Raw genomic sequence first — 10,261 nt, 5'->3', positions numbered from 1 at the left:
AATATATGATTTATTATAATAGATATAGATATCAATGGGATTTAGAAAAGATGACTCCTGTTCAATACAGAAATCATCTCCTTAATTTAATATAAGTTTTTTTAAATTGTCATTGACAAAGGGTACAGATTACTAGCGCTCAAACATGAACTTTTCTTAACGTATCTTTCAAAAAATTTAGTTAAGAATTACTAAGCTTGCTCCAATGCATTCTACGCAATATATACTTTTGTTAGCATAATATAAGAAAAAAATACTATTAATTTTGAAAGAACATGAAATTATATGTTTAGCCGACTGTGGTGAAAATATCTCTTTTATTTTTCTTTTGTCTCTCATCATACTTTTCAAGCATCCACATAAATATTGATGATATAAAAGCTACCATACCTAAAATTAGCCAGGCAGATTCTATACTGATATAGCCCAAGGCTTTGCCCATAGTTATGGGTCCTAAGGTATAGCCCATGCCGAATATTATTGGAAGAACGGCATTCATTCTTCCTCTATGGGACATAGGTGTGTGATTTGCTATAAATGGAGCAATACTTATTGACAAAATGATTTCACCTAAAGTAAATATGAAAACAGATACAAAGAAGAATGGTAGTGTATTTAATACACCTAGCATACCAAATCCAAATGCATATAAAAGGCCTCCATAGATCATCTTTCTAATATGTTTCGCGTTTTCTGACATTTTAGTTATCAGTGGAGTAAAAAGCATAACTATTAATCCGTTAAAGCCAGCCATTAAACCATAATATTTAGCGCCAAGGCTTAAAAAATTTAGTTTTGAATGGATCGGCATCATAAATGACCACTGGGAATAAACAAAATTGTAGCCCAAAGTGCATATTGCAAAATATATGAGAATTGGCCTCTTTAATAATACAGATAGTATTGTTCCTTCCTCTCTGGTTTCTAAATATCTACCCTCCCCTGTGACCTCTTGTTTTGTAAGATGTATAGTTTCTTTAATGAAAATAAGTATTAGACTAAGGGATATAAGTGCAGTTACGGCATCACCTATAAATATAAGTGGTAAATAATTTTCATATAGAAGTCCACCAATAATTGGGCCTATGGCGAACCCGATATTCCAACCCATATAGGACAAAGCATAAGCACCATCCCTATTTTTAGGTGTAGTTAAATCTGCAATAAGTGCATCGTGAGCGGGACCAGCTATAGCCATACTCATAGATGCAATCATCAATACGTAAATCATTTTTATAGATGGGTCCATGAATCCACAAACAATATAAAGCATTGCAGATAAGAAATCAAATATAATAATAACTTTTTTTCTGCCAATAATATCAGTTAATTTACCACCAATAATAGCTGCAGGCATAAATAATAACCCAGAGACACTAATGTAAATTCCAGAGATTTCCTTAGATAAACCGATTTTTTCTGTAAGAATAAGGGTAAGTAATGGCATGACAAAGCAGCCCATAGCATTTATAATTTTTGAAACAAAAATCACATATATTTCTTTTGGTAATCCTCTATAAGGATCAAGTAATGCTGATATTCTTTTCATTTTATAGCCCCCCTAGGTAAAAAACTCTCTTATAAAGCTTAGATAATGACATAAAAATCCCTATATTGTATTATAGTTACAATTATATCATTACAATATAAATTTTGTAATGATAAGTTGTTTTTATAAAGTAGTTAGTGTGATATTATTAATTTGAATATAATTTGGTGGTGATTAAAATGATAAATAAGCTAGAACAGATATTTAAAAATAGAGATTCTAAGCCAATAGGTGAATTTAAAGAAAGTGCAGTTATGATATTACTTATGGAGGATGATGGTGAATTAGATCTAGTATTTGAAGTGCGTGCACTTAAATTAAGGAGTCAGCCAGGAGATGTCTGCCTGCCTGGTGGAAAAGTAGAAAAAGATGAGAACCCAAGGGAAACTTCTATAAGAGAAACCATGGAAGAATTAAATTTAGAAAGAGATCAAATTGAAGTTATAGGAGATATGGATTATTATATAAGCCCTTATGGAAATATAATGCATGCATTTGTAGGAAAACTAAAATATGGACAAATAAACCCAAGCGAAGATGAGGTAAATCATATATTTAAAGTTCCATTAAAATTCTTTTTAGAGAATGAGCCACTGCTTTATAAAATGGAAATAGGACCTGTAAATCAAGATGGTTTTCCATTTCATTTAATAAATGGTGGCAAAGACTATAATTTTAGAAAAGGATATATGGATGAGTATTTTTATGAATATAATGACTATATAATATGGGGTTTCACAGCACAGATTATTAAAAGCTTTATTGAGGTTTTGCAAAATAGTGACAGTATTTAAATTATTGCAGTGGATGATTTATTAAAAAGAGTTGTAGCAAAATAGAAATTAATTTCTATTTTGCTACAACTCTTTTTAATAAATAAACTATTTACTACCCACAACCTTGTTCTTCTTAAGAAATATTGAAACACTTAATACAACAACTGCTATATACACAAAAACATATATAATTGAAATTAATCCTGACTTATTAAAAAATTTCAAATAAATAAAAGCGATTTGTGAGATGAAAGCCCAAAAAAGAGAAATAAAAGCCATGATATTATTTCTATGTCTCCAATTGTCAGGGTCCTTCATGGAGCCAATAATTTTATCACGTCTTTTACTTTTATCACCTGTGTTAATTACTAGAAATTTATAATATAAGAAAAATACAAAGGCTATTATAGAAATCCCTAAAAATATATAGGCTAAAGAAAAACTTGTTATATTCAAAAAAATCACTCCTTTTAGAAATATAATTGCTAAAATGATCATAAAAACACATTTTATATAATTAATATGCCCAAAAAGTTAAAACATATGTTTATTTTATATACGTAATATGTAAGCATTGCAGCCTGTTAGCATGCATAATTAAAAAAAAACAAAAAAAGAGTGGATTTTCACTCTTTTTTATAAAAAATTATTCCTCTTTGTCAGAAACAACACTTTCAAAATAATCTGTTCCCCACTTACACATAACATCTAGTATAGGCATTACACTTTTGCCTTGCTTTGTTAAAGAGTATTCTACTTTAGGAGGAACTTCCGCATATACTTTTCTATTAACCATTTCATATGCTTCCAATTCTCTAAGCTGTTGTGTTAGCATTTTTTGTGTTATGCCACCCATAGACCGCTTCAATTCGCTAAATCTTAATACATCATTTTTGGCTAATTTCCAAAGAATAATTGGCTTCCATTTTCCACCTATAATATCCAGTGTTAACTCTATGGCACAACTATATTCTTTGTTATTTATTTTCATTGGGTTATCTCCCATAATTACCTCCTAGTTTCCCTCTGGAGAGGATACATTTATTAATGCAGTAAGCACTTTAGGATACTAAGGCACTAATAAGTGAGTACTTGATTAAAAAACCTTTAATATTTACAATTATATCATTGATATATTTTATATGCAATATTTCTAAAATATAAATCCCATCCAATATATGTGTAAAATCAATTTGAACAAGCTTTAGTAAATTTTGTGCTTAAGAGGTATAATAAATATAGAATTAACGTAAAGCATTTTAAAAAGAGGAGGAAAATAATGAAAGAAATTCATAATTGGCACAATGAGACCATAGGTTTAAAAGCAGTAGATGTTCTTAAGAAAAATGGCTTTTCAGCGCTTTATTGCAAAAGTGGTGAGGAAGCTTCAGAATTTATAATGAACAATGTACATAAGGGTGACAGAGTAGGTTTTGGAGGATCCATGACTATAAAAAAACTTGGGATACAAGAAAAAGTAAAGTCCATGGGTGGACATGTATTAGATCATGGTGACCCGACTTTATCATTAGAAGAAAAAATGGAAACTATGAGGGGGGAACTGCTTTCTGATGTTTTTTTATGCAGTTCTAATGCTGTAACTTTAGAGGGAGAACTTGTAAACATTGATGGAGTGGGGAATAGAGTAGCAGCCATGTGCTTTGGACCTAAAAAAGTCATTGTTGTAGTTGGAGTTAATAAAATTTGTAAAAATGAAGCTTCTGCTTTTGAAAGATTAGAGCAAATTGCGGCACCCATGAATTGCAAAAGACTAAATATGCCAAATCCTTGTACTAAAACTGGAGTTTGCAGTGACTGCAAAGCGGATACTAGAGCCTGTAGAGTTTATTCTGTAATTAAAAGAATGCCTATGAGAACTGATATTACCGTGGTTGTAATTGGAGAAGATTTCGGCTTTTAAAAAAAATTAGACTATTACATTTTGTATGGAAAATCCACTTATATTTATCTATTTATTTATTGTGTGATTATTGTGAATTTTTTTCAAAAAACACTTCAATTTTTTGTTAAAATGTCTTATAATGTTACCACGGTAACAATGTTGCTAGACTAACAAATTATGGGAGTGGGGTGTTAAAATGTTACAGTGTCCTTTTCTAACGACTATGGAAGAAGATATAGACTGTTTTAAGGAGTGTGCATTCTATAAATGGGCGGATAATGGAGGAAAATGCCCATTTCTTGAATTGAAAAATTTCAAACCCTTCACTATAAAGAATATTTCTGACTATGATTTATTTAATGAGGATAAAACCTCCCCATTAAGAATGTTGTATAAAGAAAAATATTCCTAGGATTATTTATTGGTGTATGTGTATTATTTCTAATAATAGGATATAATTTAGTTTATAGTTAATACAATACAAAACAGGGAAGTGAATTTAAATGGAAAGAACCTTGGTCTTAATTAAACCTGATGGTGTTAAAAGAGGACTTATTGGAAAAATTCTTAGTCATTATGAAGAGAAATCACTAGAAATTGTGGCGCTAAAATTGATTGCTGCCACCACGGACGATGCTAAAGAGCATTATAGGGAGCATAAGGGAAGAGAATATTTTGAAGAATTAATAAATTATGTTACTGAAGGCAAAATGTGTGCAATGATTCTGATAGGTGAAAAAGCTGTGGATGTAACACGCAAAATCAATGGAGATAAAGATCCTGTAAAAGCAGAACTGACAAGTATAAGAGGGGAATTTGCACTAGATAAAACTCACAATTTAGTTCATGCCTCGGATTCTACTGAAAGTGCAGAACGTGAAATTGCAATTTGGTTTTCTGAGCTTACCTGCAAAGATAGTTATAAGAAAACTGTGGATTTGTTCCAAAAAATTGATGGTCCAATAATAAATGTATAATAAAAAGTATATATTACTGCAATTGCACTCTAGGTCCTGAGTAATTCTAAGCTGATTTTATGAAAGATACTAAAAAGTAAAAACTCGCTATACGCTCAAGCGTTTACTTTTCTTAACGTGTCTTTCATAAAATTATTTAAGAATTACTCGTGCTTGTTCGAATGCAGTTTACGTAATATATACTTTTTTAAACGTTCTTTATTATTTTCATGTTACAGTGACTGATGTGAACCACAATTTCCAGAGCAACCACCACAGGATTCGCTACCTGATTTAGAACAATTAGTGTCACTCTCTTTTGTGGAAACTGTTTTAATCCAAAATCTAGAATCACTATAGGCTATTGTGAGTTCTACAATGCTATCCAAAAGAGTTTCATCATATAATATTGGCAAATCATCAATATTATTTTTAATGTCCCCTGTTTTGAAATTATCTAAGTAAATGTCAACTTTTGGAGATTTGCAACAACCACTTGCGTGCATAAATCTTACACTGGTATATTCCACGCTCAGTTTAAGCATTTCTATAAGCTTATCATGAGCAGTTTTAGAAAGTTTTATTTTTAAAGTTTGTTCCATAATTCCTCCTTATATTCCTTTAGGAGACAACAATTTTTTTTCTGTTACTCCTCAAAGGTTTCAGAATAATAATTTAATAAACCCTGCTTAAGATTCCATAAATCAGAAGAAAGATCCACATAATATGCATGAGGATTTTCAAATCTTAAAACTTCACTCCATAATTTAGACACTTCCACAGCGGAAAATGCTTTTATTTCCATAACAGAGGGAGATTCATAAATAGACTGTCCATTCTCAAATATTTTAACCATAAGATCTTTTACATAGTAATTCTTAATTTTCTTCTTTTTCCAAGTATAAACAGGATTAAATAATTCAAGGGGCTTACTTTCATCAATTTCCTCGTTGTGTAAGGAAATAAAATCTGCAATAGCCTTGTGTGATGTTTTGTCAAAAATTCTATATAATTTTTTAAAAGCAGGATTAGTGATTTTTTCTTCGTTTTCACTAATTTTAATTTTTGGTATAATTTGTCCATCATTCTCAACAGCAACTAGTTTATAGACACCGCCAAATACTGGTTCTGATCTCGCAGTAATAAGTCTTTCTCCTACGCCAAAGCTATCAATTTGTGCGCCGTTTTCCAAAACTCCTCTTATTATATATTCATCAAGGGAATTGGAAATGGTGATTTTTACATCCTCATATCCAGCTTCATCTAACATAATTCTAACTTTTTTAGTTAAATAGGTAATATCGCCGCTATCAATTCGAATTGCTTTAGGTCTTTTGCCCATAGGTTTAAGTACTTCATTAAATACCCTTATGGCATTTGGAACACCAGAGAGCAGTACGTTATAAGTATCTATAAGCAATACGCAGTTATCAGGGTAAGTTTCAGACCAAGCTTTAAAGGAATCGTATTCATTATCAAAAAGCTGTACCCAACTATGAGCCATGGTACCCATTGCAGGAATACCAAACATTTCTTCAGCTATGGTGCAGGCAGTACCAACACAACCACCAATAACAGCAGCACGAGCCCCATATATAGCACCATCATAACCTTGGGCACGTCTAGAACCAAATTCCATAACAGGTCTGCCTTTTGCGGATCTACATATTCTACTTGCTTTAGTAGCTATTAAGGTTTGATGATTTATTGTGAGGAGTATCATTGTCTCAACGAATTGAGCCTGCATAATAGGTCCTTTAACTATAACTAAGGGTTCACCAGGAAAAACAGGATATCCTTCCGGCACTGCCCATACATCACAAGAAAATTTAAAATCTTTTAGATAATCTATAAATTTTTTTGAAAAAATATTTTTGCTTTCTAAATAGGATATATCTTCATTTGAGAATTTTAAGTTTGAAAGATATTCAATTAATTGTTGTACACCGGCCATAATACAATATCCGCCGCCATCAGGTATTCGCCTAAAAAACATATCAAAATAGGCGATTTTATCTTGAACATTATTATGGAGGTAACCATTCCCCATAGTTAATTCATAAAAGTCTACTAGCATTGTTAGGTTTCTTTCATTCCTCACGTTAAAATCTTTTGAGTGTTTCATAATTTTTTCCCCTTTGAAATTTAATAAGAGTATATAATGGAATTATAACATATTTATATTTTAATGTTTAAATAGGATTAATACAATAGTATTTTGGGTATAAACATAATATATGACAATTTAAAGTAGGTGGATGAAAATGGAGAATAAGCGCAGTATGAATAATAAAATGGTTAACAATAAAATAAATTCAAATTTAAGTGTACAGCAAAGAGCGGCGGTTTTTTCAGATAATAGGAATTTACTAGTTACTGCAGGGCCAGGTAGTGGAAAAACAGTAGTTATAGTTAATAGAATTGTTCATTTAATAAATGAGCAAAACATTAAACCGAGTAATATTATCGTCATTACTTTTACAAGGGCTGCGGCTATTAATATGAAAAACAGGTATATTGCTATGAATGGAAGAGAGAGGGTTCCGTTTTTTGGAACCTTTCATGGCTTATTTTATAAGATTCTTAAAAATTATTATGGTCAGATAAACATAATTGATACGCTAGAGGTGTATAAGTTAATAAAAAATGTATTGATGTCTTATTTGGATGAGGTAAGCGATGAAAAAGTAAAGGAAGTCATAAATAATATTTCTGTATTTAAAACAAGTGGAAAAGCATTAGAAAATTTTGATTCAAGTATTGATAAGGGAATATTTACAGCAGCTTATAATATTTATGAACAATATAGGAAAGAAAGAAATTTATTTGATTTTGATGATCTGCAAATAGGCTGTAGAGATTTGTTTGTAAAAAATTATAAGATACTTCAGGGTTATAGAGCTTTATTTAAGCATATTCTAGTTGATGAATTTCAAGATTGTGATTCTATGCAAGTTGATATACTAAAACTGTTAAATGAAGACAGTTCTATTTTTGCAGTAGGAGATGAGGATCAATGTATTTACGGGTTCAGAGGCTCTAATCCTGAGTGCATGGTGAAGTTTTCAGAGCATTTTGAAGGGGGAGGAAAAGTACCTCTTTCCACCAACTATAGATGTCCGAAGAATATAGTAGAAATATCCATGAATATTATAAAAAATAATAGCATGAGAAATGAAAAAAATATAATAGCGTTTAAAGAGCAAGATGGTGGTATTGCAGTACTTAATAATGTAAATGAGAACTCTCAGGCAGAGGAAATTAGTAACATTATTCAAAGTCGTCATGATTTGCAGGATAAAAATTATAGAGACAATGCCATATTGTACAGAACAAACGTAGAGTGTAGAAGTCTAGTAGATGTTTTTATTAAAAAAAGAATACCTTTTATGCTTTTGGATAAGGAATATGACTTCTTTCAACATTTCATTTGTAAGGATATAATTGCATATTTAAAATTAAGTATTGATGAATCGGATAAAGAGAGCTTTCTTAGAATAATTAATAAGCCTTTTAGATATGTGAGTAAATTAAATTTAGATAATTTAAGAAGAAATATTGTAAAAGAAGATTGTTTTGAAACTGTAAAGGAAATTTCCGGCGTACCTGTTTTTCAAATGAAGATGTTAGATAAGCTAAAAAAGAGTATTCACATTTTAAATAAAATTTCTCTGAGAAGTGCTATAGACAATATAGTTTTAAGTATAGGCTATCACGACTATATTAGAGAGTATTGTACTAAGTTTAAGATTGATTTAGGTGAAATGGAGGATGTTATTGAGGAGTTTAGACAATCGATAGAGGGGTATAACTCTATAATAGCTTTTCTAGCACATGTAGACCAGGTTAAAGAAGAAATTAGTAAGGGAAAGAAACGCACAGATGAGGATGCAGTAATACTTAGTACAATTCATGGTGTGAAAGGTATGGAGTTTAAAAATGTATACCTGATTAATTGTAATGAAGAGAATATCCCACATGTAAATAGCATGGATAAGAATATAGAAGAAGAAAGAAGACTGTTTTACGTAGGAGTAACAAGAGCTATAGATAATGTTTGGTTATGCATTTCCAAAAACGTAAAAGGAAAAGTCAAAGAAACCTCACGATTTGTTGTGGAATGTAATATCGTAGGGGTATCTACAGATTTGCCTTTTCAAGAAGGAGATACGGTATTGCATAAAAGTTTTGGAATGGGAAAGGTAATTTCAATTACAAGCAAAGACTTAGATTTAAGGTTTGAGGGCGGAGTTACAAGGAAATTTGATGCAGCGGTATTATATAATAACTCACTAATATCAAAAGTTTAAAATATGAATTGTTAATAATCAATAGTGTACTTGCGATTTTCTAATATAAGGAGGGATTAATTGTGGCACTTCCAAAAGGGAAAAACTCTATTAATACTGCTATAGAAAAGGCTAAAGGTGTCAAAGCAACGTCAAAGGATAAGCCTACTGAATCTATTGGTAGAAAAGGAAATCTTAAAATGAAGAAAAAAGGAAAACATAAATAGGGCGAATTACAAGGAAAGCTGATGTTGCTAAAGAAGGCACTACCTTAACGGTAATGCCTTAACCCAACTACATTTATACTAGCATTCTTCTTCAAATATTGGAGCATTTATAAGTGTAGCAAATATTAACTCATGGAAATGATCATCAACGACATTAGTTTCAGCCTCTACAAAATGGACATGCTTTCCATCATTGCCAACAGGGATCGGTAGACCAGTAACTGCTTCAATTATATGAAAGTGATCAAAAAAGTCTGTTCTTGTTTTAACTTTATGAACATGTCCACCTTCAACAGGTATTGCAGGACTGGATACTCCAGCAAATCTATGATTATGAGCATCATCTGAACCTAATTCAGCTAATCTGACGCTTCCTTCAAACTCATGGTCGTGAAATTGTGGTTCTTTTTTACAATGATCTTTTGACATTATATCACTCCTTGTCCTTCGACACTATATAATATGTAGATTAATCGAGAATGACACTAAAAACAAAGGAATATACAAATGAACAATAATATAGAATATGTGATATTTTGTATTATATTATGTAGTTGCAAA

The 10,261-nt window shown here is 31.0% G+C and carries 13 protein-coding genes; 7 read left to right on the top strand and 6 right to left on the bottom strand.

Annotation, left to right across the window (positions count from 1 at the left end):
• On the top strand, nucleotides 1-95 hold a 95-nt coding region (locus KPL50_RS14730), incomplete at its 5' end, for an IS3 family transposase (RefSeq protein WP_216297197.1).
• Between the two features lie 194 nt (nucleotides 96-289).
• On the opposite strand, the gene KPL50_RS14725 is transcribed toward KPL50_RS14730, so the two are convergent.
• On the bottom strand, nucleotides 290-1,549 hold the full coding sequence (locus KPL50_RS14725; protein ID WP_216299289.1) for an MFS transporter: 1,260 nt from the start codon (nucleotides 1,547-1,549) through the stop codon (nucleotides 290-292).
• Nucleotides 1,550-1,728: 179 nt separating this feature from the next.
• On the opposite strand from KPL50_RS14725, the gene KPL50_RS14720 reads away from it, so the two are divergent.
• A complete protein-coding gene (locus KPL50_RS14720) occupies nucleotides 1,729-2,343 on the top strand; it encodes a CoA pyrophosphatase (protein WP_216299288.1) in 615 nt (204 codons plus the stop codon).
• Nucleotides 2,344-2,430: 87 nt separating this feature from the next.
• Here KPL50_RS14720 and KPL50_RS14715 read toward each other — a convergent pair whose 3' ends face one another.
• Both KPL50_RS14715 and KPL50_RS14710 read right to left on the bottom strand, forming a co-directional pair.
• Complete coding sequence (locus tag KPL50_RS14715) at nucleotides 2,431-2,781, bottom strand: hypothetical protein (RefSeq protein ID WP_216299287.1); 351 nt, start codon at nucleotides 2,779-2,781, stop codon at nucleotides 2,431-2,433.
• A gap of 190 nt (nucleotides 2,782-2,971) precedes the next feature.
• Nucleotides 2,972-3,331 (bottom strand): helix-turn-helix domain-containing protein, encoded by a 360-nt coding sequence (locus tag KPL50_RS14710; RefSeq protein ID WP_253200636.1) that lies wholly within the window; start codon nucleotides 3,329-3,331, stop codon nucleotides 2,972-2,974.
• 273 nt (nucleotides 3,332-3,604) lie between these two features.
• On the opposite strand from KPL50_RS14710, the gene KPL50_RS14705 reads away from it, so the two are divergent.
• The 3 genes from KPL50_RS14705 to ndk all read left to right on the top strand — a co-directional run bounded on the left by KPL50_RS14705 (nucleotide 3,605) and on the right by ndk (nucleotide 5,205).
• Nucleotides 3,605-4,246, top strand: coding sequence for a lactate utilization protein (locus KPL50_RS14705; RefSeq protein WP_216299286.1), 642 nt, complete (start codon nucleotides 3,605-3,607; stop codon nucleotides 4,244-4,246).
• Between the two features lie 205 nt (nucleotides 4,247-4,451).
• Complete coding sequence (locus tag KPL50_RS14700) at nucleotides 4,452-4,640, top strand: hypothetical protein (RefSeq protein ID WP_253200635.1); 189 nt, start codon at nucleotides 4,452-4,454, stop codon at nucleotides 4,638-4,640.
• A gap of 91 nt (nucleotides 4,641-4,731) precedes the next feature.
• Nucleotides 4,732-5,205, top strand: a complete 474-nt coding sequence (ndk, locus tag KPL50_RS14695) for a nucleoside-diphosphate kinase (RefSeq protein WP_216299284.1) — start codon at nucleotides 4,732-4,734, stop codon at nucleotides 5,203-5,205.
• A gap of 212 nt (nucleotides 5,206-5,417) precedes the next feature.
• Here ndk and KPL50_RS14690 read toward each other — a convergent pair whose 3' ends face one another.
• Entirely contained in the window at nucleotides 5,418-5,786 is a 369-nt protein-coding gene (locus KPL50_RS14690) for a hypothetical protein (RefSeq protein ID WP_216299283.1), read from the bottom strand.
• Nucleotides 5,787-5,830: 44 nt separating this feature from the next.
• The gene (locus KPL50_RS14685; protein WP_216299282.1) at nucleotides 5,831-7,309 is read right to left on the bottom strand and encodes a nicotinate phosphoribosyltransferase; all 1,479 of its coding nucleotides are present in this window, start codon (nucleotides 7,307-7,309) and stop codon (nucleotides 5,831-5,833) included.
• 139 nt (nucleotides 7,310-7,448) lie between these two features.
• On the opposite strand from KPL50_RS14685, the gene KPL50_RS14680 reads away from it, so the two are divergent.
• The gene (locus KPL50_RS14680) at nucleotides 7,449-9,494 is read left to right on the top strand and encodes an ATP-dependent helicase (protein ID WP_253200634.1); all 2,046 of its coding nucleotides are present in this window, start codon (nucleotides 7,449-7,451) and stop codon (nucleotides 9,492-9,494) included.
• A 62-nt stretch (nucleotides 9,495-9,556) separates the two neighbouring features.
• Nucleotides 9,557-9,700, top strand: coding sequence for a hypothetical protein (locus tag KPL50_RS14675; RefSeq protein ID WP_164959668.1), 144 nt, complete (start codon nucleotides 9,557-9,559; stop codon nucleotides 9,698-9,700).
• 78 nt (nucleotides 9,701-9,778) lie between these two features.
• Here the strand turns inward: KPL50_RS14675 and KPL50_RS14670 are convergent, their stop codons facing one another.
• Complete coding sequence (locus KPL50_RS14670) at nucleotides 9,779-10,129, bottom strand: YmaF family protein (protein WP_216299281.1); 351 nt, start codon at nucleotides 10,127-10,129, stop codon at nucleotides 9,779-9,781.
• Nucleotides 10,130-10,261 lie beyond the last annotated feature (132 nt).

The sequence above is a fragment of the Clostridium sp. CF012 genome, assembly GCF_018861755.1.
GTDB lineage: Bacteria > Bacillota > Clostridia > Clostridiales > Clostridiaceae > Clostridium_AD.
This window is presented reverse-complemented; position numbering and strand designations above follow the sequence as displayed.